Annotated in this window: 10 protein-coding genes; 6 read left to right on the forward strand and 4 right to left on the reverse strand. The window is 72.2% G+C overall.

From position 1 onward, the window contains the following. The first annotated feature begins 29 nt into the window (after positions 1 to 29). Complete coding sequence (locus AB0B55_RS18060) at positions 30 to 755, forward strand: methyltransferase domain-containing protein (protein WP_357172308.1); 726 nt, start codon at positions 30 to 32, stop codon at positions 753 to 755. On the opposite strand, the gene AB0B55_RS18065 is transcribed toward AB0B55_RS18060, so the two are convergent. Beyond that, complete coding sequence (locus AB0B55_RS18065; protein WP_357172310.1) at positions 752 to 1,759, reverse strand: LacI family DNA-binding transcriptional regulator; 1,008 nt, start codon at positions 1,757 to 1,759, stop codon at positions 752 to 754. The genes AB0B55_RS18060 and AB0B55_RS18065 overlap by 4 nt on opposite strands. 118 nt (positions 1,760 to 1,877) lie before the next feature. Continuing rightward, positions 1,878 to 3,374 (reverse strand): amino acid permease, encoded by a 1,497-nt coding sequence (locus AB0B55_RS18070; protein ID WP_357134457.1) that lies wholly within the window; start codon positions 3,372 to 3,374, stop codon positions 1,878 to 1,880. A 198-nt stretch (positions 3,375 to 3,572) separates the two neighbouring features. Here AB0B55_RS18070 and AB0B55_RS18075 point away from each other — a divergent pair, with 198 nt between their 5' ends. Together AB0B55_RS18075 and AB0B55_RS18080 are read left to right on the forward strand one after the other, a co-directional pair. Beyond that, on the forward strand, positions 3,573 to 5,219 hold the full coding sequence (locus AB0B55_RS18075) for a family 10 glycosylhydrolase (protein ID WP_357134459.1): 1,647 nt from the start codon (positions 3,573 to 3,575) through the stop codon (positions 5,217 to 5,219). 177 nt (positions 5,220 to 5,396) lie between these two features. After that, entirely contained in the window at positions 5,397 to 5,936 is a 540-nt protein-coding gene (locus AB0B55_RS18080; protein WP_357172313.1) for a phospholipase, read from the forward strand. 167 nt (positions 5,937 to 6,103) lie between these two features. Here AB0B55_RS18080 and AB0B55_RS18085 read toward each other — a convergent pair whose 3' ends face one another. Further along, on the reverse strand, positions 6,104 to 8,926 hold the full coding sequence (locus AB0B55_RS18085) for an adenylate/guanylate cyclase domain-containing protein (protein WP_357172316.1): 2,823 nt from the start codon (positions 8,924 to 8,926) through the stop codon (positions 6,104 to 6,106). Positions 8,927 to 9,079: 153 nt separating this feature from the next. Continuing rightward, positions 9,080 to 9,289, reverse strand: coding sequence for a zinc ribbon domain-containing protein (locus AB0B55_RS18090; protein ID WP_357172319.1), 210 nt, complete (start codon positions 9,287 to 9,289; stop codon positions 9,080 to 9,082). A gap of 37 nt (positions 9,290 to 9,326) precedes the next feature. Between AB0B55_RS18090 and AB0B55_RS18095 the strand changes: the two genes are divergently transcribed. From AB0B55_RS18095 to AB0B55_RS18105, 3 genes are all read left to right on the forward strand, one after another. Continuing rightward, positions 9,327 to 10,883, forward strand: coding sequence for a lytic murein transglycosylase (locus tag AB0B55_RS18095; RefSeq protein WP_357172322.1), 1,557 nt, complete (start codon positions 9,327 to 9,329; stop codon positions 10,881 to 10,883). Between the two features lie 72 nt (positions 10,884 to 10,955). Further along, the gene (locus AB0B55_RS18100) at positions 10,956 to 11,972 is read left to right on the forward strand and encodes a GNAT family N-acetyltransferase (RefSeq protein ID WP_357129264.1); all 1,017 of its coding nucleotides are present in this window, start codon (positions 10,956 to 10,958) and stop codon (positions 11,970 to 11,972) included. 91 nt (positions 11,973 to 12,063) lie between these two features. Next, positions 12,064 to 15,339, forward strand: a complete 3,276-nt coding sequence (locus tag AB0B55_RS18105) for a lamin tail domain-containing protein (RefSeq protein ID WP_357172325.1) — start codon at positions 12,064 to 12,066, stop codon at positions 15,337 to 15,339. Positions 15,340 to 15,526: the final 187 nt, after the last annotated feature.

The following is a 15,526-nucleotide window of genomic DNA, read 5'->3' on the forward strand; positions in this document are numbered from 1 at the left end:
CGGGTAACGCGCGGCGGGAGGTGGCCCGAATGGTCGCTTTGGCACAGACTCCGCCCTCGGCCGACCGGCTGCGGTTGATCGACGAATTCCTCGCGCAGGCGTGGGCGGACCAGGTCCGGAACGACGACCGGCTCCGGGGCCTGGCCGTCGAGGTGCGGTTCGACCGCGGGGTCGCCCACCTCAGCGGAGAGGTGGCCGAGCCGGCCGACCTACGGCTGGTGCGGGACCTGGTGGGACGGTTGGCCGGCGTCTACGGCGTCTGGTGCAGGGTCGGGGTCGGCGGACGCGCGCCGGTGGTGGTGGATCTCGGCTGCGGCCCGACCAAGCAGTGGTCGGGCAACCTCGGGCTGGACATCTATCCCGCGCCGGGGGTGGACGCGGTGGCGGACCTCTCCGGCTCGCTGCCGCTGGCCGACAACTCGGTGGACGTCCTGTTCGCGGTGCACATCCTGGAGCACCTGATCGACTTCCTGCCCCTGGTGGACGAGTGCCACCGGGTGCTGCGCCCGGGTGGCGTCCTGCACGTGATGAGCCCGTGGTGGGGGCACGTCAACGCGGTGGCCGACCCCACCCACGTCCGGCTGATGGACGTGCAGACCTTCAAGGGGATCTGCCAGCTCCGACCGCCGGGCACGCCGCGTTGGTATCCGCTGCACGCCGGGTGCGACGGCGCGTCGATCTTCGCCGACCTGACGCCCCTGCCCGCCGACGCCGAGCCCGCTCCGAACTTCCACCTGGCCCGCTTCTTCGACTAGGACCTGGTGGATTCGCGCAGTTCCAGCCGGTACGGGGCCTTGAGCGCGCGGGCGGGGGCAGCGCGGTCGCCGTCGAGGCGATTGGCGAGGAGTTCGACGGCCAGCCGGGCGATCTGCTCCTTGTCGGGAGCGACGGTGCTCAAGGTGGGGACCGAGAAACGCCCGTCCTCGATGTCGTCGAAGCCGACCACCGCCACGTCCTCGGGCACGCGCAGGCCGGCCTCGTGCAGGGCGCGCAGGGCGCCCAGGGCGAGCGTGTCGTTGAAGCAGAACACGGCGTCGGGGCGTACTCCCGTGGTGAGCAGGCCGCGCATCGCGGCCGCGCCGTCGGCGCGGTGCCAGGCCGCCGCGGACGCCACGAGGGTTTCGTCGTAGGCCAGGCCGGCAGCGCGCAGCGCCTCGGTGTAGCCGGCCAGGCGGAGGCGGGCGCTGGCGCCCTCGTCGGTGCGCTGCGCGCCGATCGCCGCGATCCGGCGGCGGCCGAGCCGGATCAGGTGGTCGGTGATCTCCCGGGCGGCGGTGACGTTGTCGATCACCACGCGATCGGCGGGGCCGTGGTCGACGCGCTCGCCGAGCAGCACCATCGGGGTGCCGTCGAGGCTGGCCAGATCCTCCGCCGTGAGCGCCAGCGGGCTGAAGATGAGCCCGTCGATCAGGTGGTCGGTGATGCCGGCGGCGACGACCCGCTCCTGCTCACGCCGGCCGCCGGCCTGCTGGTCGACGAGCACGGTCCAGCCGTACTCGGCGGCGGCGGTGACGACGTGCCGGGCGAGTTCGGCGAAGTACGGGATGTCCAGTTCCGGCACCGCCAGGGCGATCACCCCGGTCCGCCCCTTGCGCAGGTGACGGGCGGAGAGGTTGGGCCGGTAGTTCAGCTCGGCGATGGCCTCCTCAACCCGGGCCCGGGTGTCCGGACGTACGTGCAGGTAGCCGTTCACCACGTTGGAGACGGTCTTCACCGAGACGCCGGCCCGCTCGGCCACGTCCTTGAGCCTGTGTCGCACCCCGCAACCTCCCCGATGTAGCCCCGCGCACGATACCCGCTCTACAACGTTGTAGAAGGGGTCCGGCACGCACGAAGGACCCCCGCGTGGCGGGGGCCCTTGTGGTGTGCCGGAGGGTTCAGGCGCTCGGCTCGCGCTGCTCCGGCGCGACGGCCGGTTCGTGGCGGGCGAGGCGGTTGCGGCGGTAGCCGTAGCCGAAGTAGATCACCGCGCCGAGCAGCATCCAGGCCAGGAACCGCAGCCAGGTCTCCACGGACAGGTTGAGCATCAGGTAGAGGCAGGCGACCGCCGAGACGATCGGCAGCACCGGCGAGAACGGCACCCGGAACGGCCGGTCCAGGTCCGGACGCTTGCGGCGCAGGATCGGTACGGCGAGCGAGACCAGTACGAACGCGCAGAGCGCGCCGATGCTGACCAGGTCGGCCAGGGCGGAGAGCGGCAGGAAACCGGCCAGCAGCGCGACCGCCACCGTCATGATCGCCGAGATCCGGTACGGGGTGCCCCAGCGCGGGTGCACGGCCGCGATCGAGGGCGGGATGAGCCCGTCCCGGGCGATGGCGAAGCCGATCCGACCCATCGCCACCAGGTCGACCAGGATGACGCTGGTCAGACCGGCGACCGCCGCGATGGAGACGAGCGTCGCCGCCCAGCCGGCGCCCACCGACTCGAACGCCGACGCGATCGGGGCGCCCCGGTCGATCTCGGTGTACGGCACCATGCCGACGACCACCAGCGAGACGCCGATGTAGAGCACGGTGGAGATCAGCAGCGTACCGAGCAGACCCAGGGTGAGGTCCCGCTTGGGCTTGCGGGTCTCCTCGCCCAGGTTCGCGACGGCCTCGAAGCCGGTGTACGCGAAGAAGACCACCGCGGCGGCGCTGAGCACCCCGACGAAGCCGAAGACCGACGGCTCCAACCCGAACAGCGCCTGCGTCACCGGCTGCTTGATGCCGTCGTCGCCACTGCCGGCGGGCTCGGCCGGCGGGATGAACGGGGTGAGGTTGGCGGCCTTGACGAAGAACAGGCCGGCGACCACCACGAAGACGCAGATCGCCACCTTGACCAGCACCAGCAGGTTGGTGATCCGGGCGGATTCCCGGATGCCGACGATCGCGACGATGCCGAGGATCAGCACGATGGCGATGGCGCCCACGTTGACGACGCTGCCCTCCTCGCCGAACCACCGGGTCGGCAGGTCGAGCAGTTCGGCCAGGTAGCCGGACCAGCCGCGGGCCACCACCGCCGCGCCGAGCGCGAACTCCAGGAGCAGGTCCCAGCCGATGATCCAGGCGACGATCTCGCCCATCGTGGCGTACGCGTAGGTGTAGGCGCTGCCGGCGGTCGGCACGCTGGACGCCAGCTCGGCGTAGCAGAGGGCGGCGAGCAGGGCCACCACGCCGGCGATCCCGAAGGAGATCACCACGCCGGGGCCGGCGCTGTCGCGGGCCTCGATGCCGGTGAGCGTGAAGATGCCGGTGCCGATCACGATGCCGATGCCGAAGCCGGTGAGGTCGAGGGCGCCGAGTCGCCGCTTGAGTCCGACTCCGCCGTCGCTGCCGTCGGCCTCGCCCTGGGCTATGACGTCCTTGATCGGTTTGGTTCGCAGCACGGACATGCGCTCACCCCTTCACACCGCGCGACCACCACCGTGGCGGCCGGTGACCGGCGTTGCTACCCAGCGGGGCGAATGGTCAACCACGAACACTTGCGGCGGCGACGCGATTGTGAAAATTTCCTTCTGTACGCAGATAGGCAGCGGCGAATCTTGCCGCATACCGACTGCGCCGGGAGCCCCAACGAAGGGACATACCGCATGAAAGCACTCCGCGTCACCGCCGCCGGCCTGACCGCGATTCTGCTCGGCTCACTCGCGGCCGCGACCCCCGCCAGCGCCACCACCCCCACCACCGCCGCCTGTGTCACCAACCCGGCCACCCCCAAGCGCCAGTTCCGGGCCATGTGGATCTCGTCGGTGGTCAACATCGACTGGCCCAGCAAGGCCTCCCAGACCAGCCCGGACCGGATCGCCGCCCAGCAGGCCGAGTACCGCGGCCTGCTGGACCTCGCCGAACGACTGCACCACAACGCCGTGGTCGTACAGGTCCGGCCCACCGCCGACGCGCTCTGGCCCTCGCCGTACGAGCCGTGGTCGGAGTACCTGACCGGGGTGCGCGGCCAGGACCCCGGCTGGGACCCGCTGGCCTTCCTCGTCGAGGAGTCGCACAAGCGCAACCTCGAATTCCACGCCTGGTTCAACCCGTACCGGGTCTCCATGCCGGCCCCCGGCGGCGCCGGCGCCGACCCCGGCCAGCTCGCGCCCGGCCACCCGGCCCGGCAGCACCCCGACTGGACCTTCGCCTATCCGCCGGCCGGCGTCGCCGGCAGCCGGCTCTACTACAACCCCGGGATCCCCGAGGTCCGCGAGTTCGTCCAGACCGCGATGATGGACGCGGTCCAGCGGTACGACATCGACGGCGTTCACTTCGACGACTACTTCTACCCCTACCCCAGCGGCACCTACCAGGTGCCCGACGATGCCACCTTCGCGGCGCACAACCGGGGCTTCACCGATCGGGCCGACTGGCGGCGGGACAACATCAACCTGCTGATCCAGGAGATGAACGGCAAGATCAAGGCGGCAAAGCCGTGGGTGAAGTTCGGGGTCAGCCCGTTCGGCATCTGGCGCAACGCCAGCGTCGACCCGCTCGGCTCGGACACCACCGGCAGCCAGTCGTACGACATCATCTCCGCCGACACCCGAAAGTGGATCAAGCAGGAGTGGATCGACTACGTCGTGCCGCAGCTCTACTGGTACATCGGCCAGTACCCGGCGGCCGACTACGCGCGACTCGTGCCGTGGTGGGCCGAGACGGTACGTGGGACCCGGGTGCAGCTCTACATCGGCCAGGCCGACTACAAGAGCGGCGACCCCGCGTACGGGCCGTACTGGCAGAACCCGCGTGAGCTGTCCGACCACCTGACGCTCAACCGGTCGTACCCCGAGGTGCAGGGCAACGTGCACTTCTCCGCCGTCCAGGTACGGGCCAACCGGCTCGACGCCACCGACATCTACGCGGCCGAGCACTACTCGCGCCCGGCCCTCGTACCGGCCATGCCGCACCTGCCGGCGAAGCCGCTGCTCCCGCCGGTGGTCACCCGGGTCGCGCGGGACACCGACGGGGTACGGCTGACCTGGCGTCAGCCGGCCGACGGCAGGGGCCCCCTGGGCACGGCCACCTCGTACGCGATCTACCGGTTCGACGGGACCACGCTGCCCGGACAGTGCGCCACCGCCGACGCCACCGGACTGGTCGACACCGTCCGGGCCACCCCGGGCGGCGTCCAGTCCTGGGTGGACACGTCGGCCGAGCCGGGCCGGCGCTACACCTACCTGGTGACCGCGCTGGACCGGACGGCCAACGAGAGCCACGTCAGCCCACCGGCGTTCCTGCTGCGCTGACCAGGTCCGATGAGTGCCCCGGACGCACCCGCGTCCGGGGCATTCGTCTGTTTCAACGCATGTCACAGATAGTTGGCGAGGCGCATACCGGCAGGCTGATCAGTTGATCGAAACTTGTCGACATCCGGTGACCAGCCGGTAACTTCCGTCCCACCGCACACCCCGCGGAGGTAAACCGTGCCCCGACGTCTCGCCACCCTGTTCGCCTCGGGCGCGCTCGCGCTGCTCGCCACCCTCGCCATCGCCTCCCCCGCCGCCGCCGTCACCCCCGCCGAGAAGCTGTCCGTGCTGTCGAGCTGGACCCAGACCAGCGCGTCCAGCTACAACTCCTGGAACAGCGCCCGCCTCAACCGGGCCCCCTGGGCCGAGTACAACTTCGTCTGGTCCACCGACTACTGCTCGTCCAGCCCGGACAACCCGCTCGGCTTCACCTTCAACCTGGGCTGCTACCGGCACGACTTCGGCTACCGCAACTACAAGGCGGTCGGTCAGTTCTCCGCCAACAAGGCCCGCCTCGACAGCGCCTTCTACGCCGACCTGAAGCGGGTCTGCGCCACGTACAACACAATCGTCCGCCCGGCCTGCTACAGCCTGGCCTGGACCTACTACCAGGCGGTCCACATCTTCGGCTCGGTAGCCGCAGTCCAACAGGCCGACCTCGACCGAGCCGCCCAGCTAAAGGCCCAAGCCGAATCCAACGCCCACACCCGCCCCTAACCCCCACCCCACCCCACCCCACCCCCCACCCCCACCCCCCTCCCCACCCCCTCCCCTCGCCCCGGTGATCAAGAGGTTTGCGTCAGCGGAGGCACGATTTCTGACGCAAACCTCTTGATCAACAAGGTTCAAGAGGGGGTGGAGGGGGGTGGGGTTGGGGTGGGGGGTTAGGCGTGTTCGGTTTTAGTGGCGGGGTGTTGGGGTGGGGCGGGGTGGGAGAGTTCGGTGCTGAAGCGGGTCGAGTCCGCCGCCAGGTCCGGGTGTTCCACGTCGAGGGCGAGCGCTACCGCCTCGTCGAGGCTCAACTCGACGCCCTCCGAGTACGCGTCGTCGAACGCGACGTCGCCCATCATCGCCCGCAGCTCCGACTGCTGGTCGGCCCAGTAGCCGCCGTAGATGCCCGGTGTCGCCCGCATGCTCGCCCGGGTGGCCTGCGCCGCGCCGAACAGCCGCGCGGCGGTCGTCGGGTCCCCGCCGAGCGCGCACCGAACCGCGATCGCGTGCAGGGTGTCGCAGGCCCGGCCGTGGTAGCCGTGCCCCATCCGTGAGCGCAGTGCCACCAGCAGGTGCTCGTGCGCGGCGATCACGTCGCCCCGGGCCAGCGCGACCATCCCGAGCAGCATGTCCACCGAACGCCGGCCGCGCTCGACCGGGCGGGCGGCCTCGACCGGACGCGCCGCGCCCAGCAGGTCCGCCGCCTCCGCCAGCGCCCCCCGCCGCCAGAGCAGCTCGGCCAGGCTGAACACCGCGAACAGCGCCTCGCCCACCACGTCCTGCCCGTGCGCCCAGTCGATGACCTCCCGGCAGACCCGCTCGGCCTCGAAGAACTGGCCCATGTCCACGAGCGGCGCGGCCCGGCCGGCGAGCACCCGGGCGAGCAGACCGGCGTCACCGGCCTGCCGGGCGGCGGCCTCCGCCCGCTGCGAGTAGCGCAGCTCCTCCGCGAACTCCCCGTCGGCGCCGGCGTGCAGCGAGTGCATGTGGTACGCCGCCGCCAGCTCCGCGTCCGGGATCCGCTCGCCCGTCTCGGCGATCCGTCCGTACAGCCGGAACAGCCAGAGTCGACCCTCCCGCGCCAGCCCGCGCTCGCGCCACCACTGGTCCAGCCCGCCCGTGAGGCGCAGACCGGCGCGGGCGCTGCCACCGGTGGCACACCAGCGCAGCGCGGCCCGCAGCTCGTCGGCCAGCGGGTCGAGGGTGTAGAGGGACAGCGTCACGGGTCGCCCGTCCGGGCCGAGGTGGGCCCGATCCAGAGCGTGCGCCGACCAGGCCACGTGCCGGTCGCGGGCGGCCTGCTCCTCGCCCGCCTCGGCCAGCCGCCGCGCCGCGTACGCCCGGATCGGGTCGAGCATCCGGTAGGAGCTGCCGGCGGCCCGCGGCTCGGCCAACACCATCGACTTGTCCACCAGCACCGACAGCGGATCCAGCGGGTCGTCGCCGAGCAGCCACTCCACCGTCGGCAGGTCCACCGGCCCGGCGAAGACGGCCATCCAGCGCAACAGCCGCGCGGCCCGCGGCCCCAACGTCCGGTACGACCAGGTCACGGTGGCCTGCATGGTCAGGTGCCGTTCGGTGGCTGACCGCTGCACGGCCCGGCTCGCCGCGGTGGGCGGCGGCGTACCGATCGCCGCGGCCACCAGGTCCACGGTGTCCTGTTGGTTGCCGGACCAGCCCCGCTCCACCGGCGGTGGCTCCGGGTCCTCCCGGCCGGCGTCCAGGGTGCCGAGGACGTCGTCCAGCCGCTCGGCGAGCTGACCGACGGAGAGCACCCGCAGCCGGGCGGCGGCCAGCTCGATGGCGAGCGGCAGCCCGTCCAACCGCTGCACCACCCGGCGAAGATCGGCCGACTCGGCCTGCTCCGGCTGCCGGCCGCCACGGGCCGCAGCGGTACGGTCCAACAGCAGCGCGACCGCGTCGCTCTCCGTGCCGTCGGCACGTGGGTCGACCGAGAGCGGCGGGATCCGCCAGACCACCTCGCCGGGCAGGCTGAACGACTCGCGGCTGGTCGCCAGCACCCGCACGCCGCCCCCGCCGGAGAGCAGCCGTGAGATGACCTCGCCGCAGGCGGCCGGTTGCGTGTCGCAGGTGTCGAGCACGACAAGCATCCGGCGGGCCGCCGCGTACTCGACGAGCGTGTCCAGCATCGGGCGGCCCGGCTCGGGCCGCAGCCCGAGCACCGCGGCGATCGCGAACGCCACCAACCCCGGGTCGGTCACCGCGGCGATGTCGACGAACCAGACCCCGTCGGGGTACGCCTCGACCACGCCACCGGCCAGCTCCACGGCGAGTCGGGTCTTCCCCGCGCCGCCCGCGCCCAGCACCGTGACCAACCGGTGCCGCTCCACCAGCCCGCTCAGCTCGGCGCGCTCGACCTGCCGCCCGACGAACGACGTCACCTGGGTCGGTAGGTTGTGCGCCACCGCCTCGGCGGTACGCGGGCGGGGGAACTGCCGTTCCAGCCCGGGAGCGACCAGTTGGAACAGCCGCTCCCGGTCGTCGAAGCCACGTAGCCGGTGCAGGCCCAGGTCCAGCAGGGTGGCGCCGGGTGGCAGCGGGTCGGCCCGGCGGGCCGTGGACGCCGAGCAGAGCACCTGACCGCCGTGGGCCGCCGCGGCCACCCGGGCCGCCCGGTGCACCTCGGGGCTGGCGTACTCCCCGTCGCGGGGCTCGGCGTAGCCGGTGTGCAGACCCATCCGTACCCGGGGCGCGGCCTCCGCGGTCGGCCAGTCGTGGTTCGCCAGGGCCCGCTGGGCGGTCAGGCAGGCCGTCAACGCCGCCGCCGCGTCGTCGAAGGCCAGGAAGAACGAGTCGCCTTCGGTCAACAGTTCGGCACCACCGGTGGCGGCAAGAGTGCGCCGCAGCAACCGTCGATGCTCGGCGAGCACCGGGCGGTAGTCCGCGCCGAGCAACTGGGCCAGCCGGGTCGAGCCCTCGATGTCGGTGAACACGAAGGTCACCCAACCGCTCGGGAGCTGGATCCGTGGCGACATGCGTGGAACCTCCGCCCGTGACGTCGGGTTCATGCTGCCTGAGTCCGAGCGGTCACGCATCGTGAGAACGGCCGGGCAGGTGCCGCCTCAAGGTGCCACTCGAACCCGGTCCCGGCAAGGGCGGTTCACGAGTCTGCCGCCGAAACCGCCGGGTCAGCAGCCGCAGGCGCCACCGCAGCAGCCGCCACCACCGGCCGCCGGCGCGGCGCCGGTGCCGCGACCGGTGACCGACACCGCCGAGAGCAACTTGACCGTGTCGGCATGGCCCTGCGGGCAGGTGGCCGGCGCTCCGGCCGCCGCCATCGGACGGTTGACCTCGAAGTTGTCGCCGCAGGCGCGGCATCGGAACTCGTACCGGGGCATGCCACCAAGGGTACGTGGACCTGACGCCCGTCGGGACATGAGTGATACTCGACGGGTGGTGGACGGCGAGGACAAGACGCGTGTGCAACCGCTTCGACCGGCCGCGCCGCTGGACGGGCCTCTGGCGGAGTCGGGCGCCGCGCCGGATCCGGCGCCTCCGGCCGTGCCTCGCCCGCGCCGCCCCTGGCTGGGCAGCGGCACGACCGACGCTGCTCCTGCCTCGACAGTCGACGCCCCCGCCGACGACCGGGGCGAGCACGCCGCCGACGATGACACTGCCGCGACGGCGGCCCCCGCCGCCGATGCCGCCCCCGCCGCCGACGCGGACACCGCCGGTACGGACACTGCCGCCGCGGATCGGGCCGACGGAGGCACCGACATCCCGGCGCGCGACAACACCGACGGCGACGACCCGGCGAAGACCGACCCGGCGACCGCCAACACCACGACCGCCGACCCGGCGAAGACCGGCACCACCGACGCCGACCTGGTGAAGACCGGTGCCACGGCCGCCGACCCGGCGAAGGCGAAGGCGGGCGACGCCAACGCCGATACCGCCACGACCGGCGACGGGACGGTCGCGGCGGGCGCGACCGACCTGACGGCGACCAAGGTGGAGGGCGTCGCCGTCGTACCGGCGGTCACGCCTGGTCGGCGGCGGCGCGTGCCGTTCGCGCACGCCGTCCGGCTGCCACCGCCGCGCCAGGCCGCGGTGACCGCCGCTCGGGCGACCCGGGAGTGGTCGCGCCGGCCCAGCGGTCGACTCACCGTTCCGGGGGTGTTCCTGCTGGCCCTGGTCGCGGCGACCGCCGCAGCGGGAGCGCTGCTCGTCCCGGCGACCATCGGCGGGTCCAAGCCGGTGGCCGTCGACGCCTCGGCCGCACCGACCGTGGCCGTGCCGCCGGCACTGCCACTCGACCCACGGCCGACCGGCCCGCTGCCCACCGGGGCGGTGCCGACCGGGGCGTTCCCCACCGGCGTGGTGCCGACCGGGCCGGCCGTCGCCCCGACGATCGGCGGTCGCCCGTCGGACGCCCTGGCCGCTTGGGCGCAGCAGGTCGGGCCCAAGGTCGGCATCCCGCCGACCGCCATGCGGGCGTACGGGTACGCGGAGCAGATGCTTGCCCAGACCAACCGTAGCTGCGCGTTGAGCTGGACGACGTTGGCCGCGATCGGTCAGGTCGAGTCCGGGCACGGCTCGGCCAACCGCGCGCAGTTGGGCGCCGACGGCAAGGCGCTTCCGGAGATCATCGGATTGCGGCTGGACGGCACGGGCGGCCGGATGCGGATCATCGACACCGACCGCGGCGCGCTCGACAAGGACAAGATCTACGACCGGGCGATCGGGCCGATGCAGTTCATCCCGACGACCTGGCAGGAGATCGGGGCCGACGCCGACGGGGACGGGGTCAAGGACCCGCACGACCTGGACGACGCGGCGCTGGCGGCCGGCAACTACCTCTGCAAGGGTGGCCGCAACCTCAGCATCCCGGGAGACTGGTGGAACGCGATCCTGTCGTACAACGACGTACGGCGGTACGCCCAGGCCGTCTACGACACCGCTGACCGGTACGGACGGGCCAGCCGCCTGTGATGTGATCGTCCACGCACATTGGAGGACCGGACACTTCCCCCGGGCAGCCGTTAGCGGCAAGCTAGACGGGTGATGGTGCGCGAGTGGGACCCCAGGACCGCCTCGTCCGCCGAGATCGCGTCGCTGTTGACCACGTTGAACGCGGTGCTCGCGGCCGATCTGCCGCAGGACCCGCCGTGGCGGGAGACCTCCCTACGGGAGTATCTCGGCGAGGTGATGCCGGGTGAGCGGCGGATCTCCTGGCTCGCCCAGGCCGAACCGAGCGCTCCCGGCGAGGTCGGTGCCGTCCTCGGCCAGGTCCACGTGCTGCTGCTCGGTGACATCGGTGTGCTCGAGGTGCTGGTCCACCCCTCTGTACGACGCGGCGGCCTCGGTCGTGACCTGGTTCTGCGCGCGGCCCGGCGGGTCTACCAGGAGGGCTTCCAGTCGATCGGCGTCGAGGTGGTCGGCGACACGCCGGCCGTGGCCTTCTACGAGTCGCTCGGTTTCACCCGTGAGTACGTGGAGACGCGCAGCGTGCTCGACCTGACGTCGGTGGACTGGGCCGAGTTGACCGAGATGGCCACCGGGATTGGCGCGGGCTACCACCTGGAGTTCTATCCGGGCGGTCCACCGGACGACCTGATCGAGTCGTACGCGCGGGCCAAGGCCGAGGTGCGCGACGTCGAGGACGGCGAGCTACGTCCCAGCTCCTACGACCCGGAGCGCCTGCGGGACAGCCTCGACACCCTGCACCGGCGCGGCATGAAGCCGTACATCGTGCTGGCCCGGCACGAGCAGAGCGATGAGGTGGCCGGCCTGACCGAGGTCGTGGTGCCCGCGCAGCACCCGACCCGCGCCGACCAGTACGACACCATCGTCGGGCAGGACCACCGGGGTTACGGCATCGACCGGGCGATCAAGGCGCGGATGCTGCTGGAGCTACGCTCCGCCGAGCCGGAGCTGGCCGAGGTACAGACCTGGAACGCGCAGGCCAACGAGGCGATGCTCAAGGTCAACGCCGAGCTGGGCTACCGGCCCGACCGGGACTGGTGCGAGTACAGCGTCGACGTCGCCGAGCTGGTGCACCGCCTCGATCAGCCACGCTGAGGAATTCACGAAAGTGTCCACTAGGGGATGGACGGTGGACAGTGGGGCACCTTAACGTGCGGTGACCCCGTCCACCCATCGTGGAGGCCCTATGCGCCCGCGCCGCACAACAGCCGCGCTCGCGATCGCCACCGCCGCAGTGACCGTCACGGCCCTCGGCGTCACCCCCGGCGCGGCCAGCGCCGCGCCCACCGACCTGTTCATCTCCGAGTACGTCGAAGGCTCGTCGAACAACAAGGCGATCGAGCTGTTCAACGGCACCGGCGCTCCCGTCGACCTCACCGCTGGCGGCTACCAGCTCCAGCTCTACTTCAACGGCTCCACGACGGCGACCACGATCGCGCTGACCGGGACGGTCGCCGCCGGGGACGCCTTCGTGTTCGCCAGCGCCTCGGCCGGGGCGGCCATCCTCGCCCAGGCGGACCAGAGCACCGGGGCGAGCCTGTTCAACGGCGACGACGCGATCGTGCTGCGCCGGGGCACGACCGTGCTCGACTCGATCGGGCAGGTGGGCGTCGACCCGGGCACCGAGTGGGGCAGCGGCACGACCAGCACGGCGGACAACACGCTGCGCCGGCTGCCGTCGGTGACCGCGGGCGACACCGACCCGTCGGACGCGTTCGATCCCGCCGCCCAGTGGGCCGGCTTCCCGGTCGACACCTTCGACGGGCTCGGCTCGCACAGCGTGGACGGCGGTGGGCCGGTCGACGTCCCGGCGACGGTGACCTGCGGCGGCCCACTGGTCACCGCATCGGGGACGGCGGCGAGCCGGGAGGTCACCGCCACCGACCCGGACGATGAGATCGTCGACCTGGCGGTGACCGCTGTCAGCCCGACGCCGGCCAGCGGCTCGATCACCCGTACCGCGTTCACCCCCGCCGACGCGGTGGGCGGCACGGCCCGCGCCACGGTCGGCGCGAGCGCCGACCTCACGGCCGGGGCGTACACCGTGACCGTGACCGCGACCGATGCGGGCGGTGGCACCGCGAGCTGCGCGCTGGCCGTGCAGGTGACCCGGGAGCTGACCGTCGGGGAGGTGCAGGGTCCGACCACCGACGCCGAGTCCGCCGCCGACCGGTCACCGCTCGCACCGGCGAGCGGCAACGGCACGAGCAGCACGATGTACGACGTCCGTGGCGTGATCACCCAGCGGACGCTGGCCCGTACGTCGGCCGGGGCGGAGCAGAACGGGTTCTTCCTGCAGAGCCGCAGCGGCGACACCGACGGCGACCCGACCAGCTCCGACGGCATCTTCGTCTTCATGGGCACGTTCACCTCGCTGGTCGGCGGCTACGTGCCGACGGTCGGCGACGAGGTGGTGCTGCGGGCACGGGTGTCGGAGTACTACAACTTCACCCAGCTCTCCGGGGCGTCGCTGGTCCGTCGGATCGCCACCGGCCTGGACGTGGACACGGCGGTCTCGGTGGCCGACGCGGTGCCTCCGGTCGAGTTGACCGAGGCGCAGCGCTGGTGGGAGCGGCACGAGGGTGCCCGGCTGCGGGTCCGCGCGGGCAGCGGCGCGGCGAGCGGCCGCGACGTCTTCTCGTCCACCGCCGACGCGGAGCTGTGGGTCGTCGACCGGGACGATCCGCTGCTGGACCGCGCCGACCCGTACGCCCGGCGGGTCTTCCGGGACTCGCACCCGCTGGACAATGACCCGACCCGGCGCTTCGACGACGGCAACGGGCAGCGGGTGCTGCTCGGCAGCATGGGCGTGAAGGCCACCGCCGGTGACAGCACCGCGCTGCTCCCGCCGGCGCACACCTTCGACACGCTGCGCGCCGACGCGGTGGGCGGCGTCTACTACTCGTTCGAGAAGTACGGCGTGCAGGTCGAGCGGGCCGAGTTCGACGCCGGGGCCGACCCGTCGAAGAACAACCCGCCGAAGCCCGCCGACCGCTCCCAGGAGGTCGCGGTCGCGACCTACAACGTGGAGAACCTGTACGACTACCGCGACGATCCGTTCGACGGCTGCGACTTCACCGGCAACGCCGGCTGTACCGGTGTCAGCCCGCCGTTCGACTACGTGCCGAGCAGCGAAGCCGACTACCGCCAGCACCTGACGTCGCTTGCCGACCAGATCGTCAAGGATCTGCACGCACCGGATCTGATCCTGGTGCAGGAGGCCGAGGACCAGGACATCTGCACGGTCTCCGGGACGGCGCTGGCCTGCGGCGACACCAACAACGCCGACGGCGCTCCGGACAGCATCCAGGAGTTGGCGCTCGCGGTGGCGGCGGCCGGCGGGCCGGCGTACGCCGCTGCCTACGACCGGACCGGGGCGGACGCCCGCGGGATCACCGCCGCGTTCCTGTACCGCACCGACCGGCTGTCGCTGGCGGCGGCGACGGCGGGCGATCCGCTGTTGGGCGCGACGCCGACCGTCCAGTACCGCGCCGCCGGCCTGCCGGGCAACGCCGACGTGCAGAACCCCAAGGCGCTCAACGCGGTGCTGCCGTCCGACGTGGACACGTCGACGGGCAAGGACGGGAACAACGTCTTCACCAGGGCACCCCAGCTGGGCAGGTTCAACGTGGCCGCGGCGCCGGGCTCGACCGAGCGGTTCACCCTGTGGGCGCTCAGCAACCACTACTCCTCCGGTCCGGACAGCCGGATCGGGCAGCGGCGGGAGCAGGCGGCGTACGGAGCGGCGATCGTCACCGCCATCGAGGCGGCCGACCAGGACGCGCGGGTCGTGTACGGCGGTGACCTGAACGTCTTCCCCCGCCCGGACGATCCCATCGCCACCGCCGCCCAGCCCACCCCGTCGGACCAGCTCGCTCCGCTGTACGAGGCGGGCCTGCACAACCTGTGGGACAACCTGGTGGCGGACGTGCCGGCCTCGGCGTACTCGTACAGCTTCGAGGGGCAGGCGCAGACGCTCGACCACCTGTTCGTCAACGACGCGCTCTACGGCGACCTGGTGCAGGTGCGGGCGGCGCACGTCAACGCCGACTGGCCGACGGAGTTCACCGGTGACGGCTCACGGGGTTCCAGCGACCACGATCCGCAGGTGGCGAGGTTCCGCTCGCGGGCGGCGTTGACCGTCGCCGACACCACGGTGGTCGAGGGCGACCAGGGCACCCGGCAGCTGGTGTTCACCGCCACCGTCTCACGGCCGCTGTCGCAGCCCGTGCTGCTGTGCGCCGCGACCCTCGGTCTCACGGCGCAGGCGGGCTCGGACTTCGACGCGTACGCCGGCTGCAACGTGTTGGCCGCCGGGGACACCTCGGTGACCTTCCCGGTCAGCGTGCGGGGTGACCGGCGACGCGAGTCGGACGAGAAGCTGACGCTGCTGGTGGCCGGCGTGCCCGGCCTGCGACTGGCCGACCCGCTGGCGACCGGAACCATCACCAACGACGACTGACGACCCACGCGCCAGCGCGCTCGATCCAGGATGTAGTGGCCTCCGCCGATCAAGGAGGCCACTACATCCTTGTTTTCGCAGGAGTTGCCGCGCGGACGCGGTGGCGACGGGACGAGGGGCGGTCGGATGTAACGCCACGTCGTCGCCGAGCCAATGAAGGGGTGTAAGGACGGCCAACGAGAGGACG

Source organism: Micromonospora sp. NPDC049107 (genome assembly GCF_040648595.1).
Taxonomy (GTDB): domain Bacteria; phylum Actinomycetota; class Actinomycetes; order Mycobacteriales; family Micromonosporaceae; genus Micromonospora.